The following is a 1,599-nucleotide window of genomic DNA, read 5'->3' as shown; positions in this document are numbered from 1 at the left end:
CCTCGATGACGACGTGCGCGTTCGTCCCGCTGATGCCGAACGACGACACGCCCGCGCGGCGCGGACGTCCCTCGGCGCGCGGCCACGGCGCCGCCTCCGTGAGCAGGGACACCGTGCCGGGGCTCCAGTCGACGCCCGGCGTCGGCTCGTCCACGTGCAGGGTCTTCGGCAGCAGCTCGTGCCGCATCGCCATGATCATCTTGATCATGCCGCCGACGCCCGCCGCCGCCTGCGCGTGCCCGATGTTGGACTTCAGCGACCCGAGCCGCAGCGGACGGTCCGCGTCGCGGCCCTCGCCGTAGGCGGCCAGCAGCGCCTGCGCCTCCATCGGGTCGCCCAGCCGCGTCCCGGTCCCGTGCCCCTCCACCGCGTCGACCTCGGCCGGGCGCAGGCCCGCGTCGGCGAGCGCCGCCCGGATGACGCGTTCCTGCGCGGGCCCGCTCGGCGCCGTGAGCCCGTTGCTGGCGCCGTCCTGGTTGATCGCCGTCCCGCGGATCACGGCCAGGACCGGATGCCCGTTGCGCTCGGCGTCGCTCAGCCGCTCCAGGACGAGCACGCCCGCGCCCTCGGCCCACGTCGTACCGTCCGCCGCCGCGGCGAACGACTTGCACCGGCCGTCGGGGGCCAGCCCCCGCCTGCCGGCTGAACTCCACGAACATCCCGGGCGACGACATCACCGTCGCGCCGCCCGCCAGCGCCAGCCCGCACTCCCCGGCGCGCAGCGACCGGCAGGCCAGGTGCACGGCGACGAGCGACGACGAGCACGCCGTGTCGATGCTGAGCGCCGGGCCCCGCAGCCCGAGCGTGTAGGCGATCCGGCCGGACGCCACGCTCGGGTACGTGCCGGTCACCACGTACCCGTCGCAGCCGTCGGCGACCGGCGGCCGCATCGGGATGTAGTCCTGCGCCATGACCCCGGCGAAGACGCCGGTGTCGCCGCCGCGGAGCGTCTCCGCGCGGATCCCGGCGCGTTCCACGGCCTCCCAGGCCGTCTCCAGCAGCAGCCGCTGCTGCGGGTCCATCGCGAGGGCCTCGCGCGGGCTGATCCCGAAGAAGTCGGCGTCGAACAGCGGCGCCTCCTCGACGAACCCGCCGTTGAGGTTGTAGGTCCGGCCGGGCGCGTCGGGGTCGGGGTCGTACAGCCCGGCGACGTCCCAGCCGCGGTCGCCGGGGAACGCGGAGATCGCGTCCCGGCCCTCGGCCACCAGGTCCCACAATTTCTCCGGGGTGTCGGCCCCGCCCGGGAAACGGGCGGCCATCGCCACCACGGCGATCGGCTCCCGGTCCCGGGACTCCAGCTCGCGGAGCCGCGTGCGGGTCCGGCGCAGGTCGACGGTGACCTGCTTGAGGTAGGCGCGTAGCTCGTCTGCGGTCGCCATGCGAACCTGGTCCTTTCCCGTTACAGGCCGGCGTCGATCATCCGGAAGATCTCGTCGTCGGAGGCGGCGCCGATCTCGGCCGCGTCCTCGGGTGCGTCGATGCGCTCCAGCAGCTCCCGGAGCCGCCCGGCGATCCGGGCGCGCCGCCCGCCGCCCGGCTCCACGGCCAGCACCGCCTCCTCCAGCCGGACGAGGTCGTCGAGGAGCGGTTCGTCGTCCT

Annotated in this window: 1 protein-coding gene and 1 pseudogene; both read right to left on the bottom strand. The window is 75.2% G+C overall.

Going from position 1 to position 1,599, the window contains the following annotated elements:
• Positions 1 to 1,379: pseudogene (locus BJF79_RS39310) on the bottom strand (type I polyketide synthase); the annotation flags it as partial.
• Positions 1,380 to 1,399: 20 nt separating this feature from the next.
• A partial coding sequence (locus BJF79_RS56515) for a hypothetical protein (protein ID WP_158079432.1) occupies positions 1,400 to 1,599 on the bottom strand: 200 nt, incomplete at its 5' end.

The organism is Actinomadura sp. CNU-125, assembly GCF_001942465.1.
In the GTDB taxonomy this organism is placed as follows: Bacteria; Actinomycetota; Actinomycetes; order Streptosporangiales; family Streptosporangiaceae; genus Spirillospora.
The sequence above is the reverse complement of the archived record's forward strand: the minus strand, read 5'-3'. Positions and strand labels throughout refer to the sequence as shown.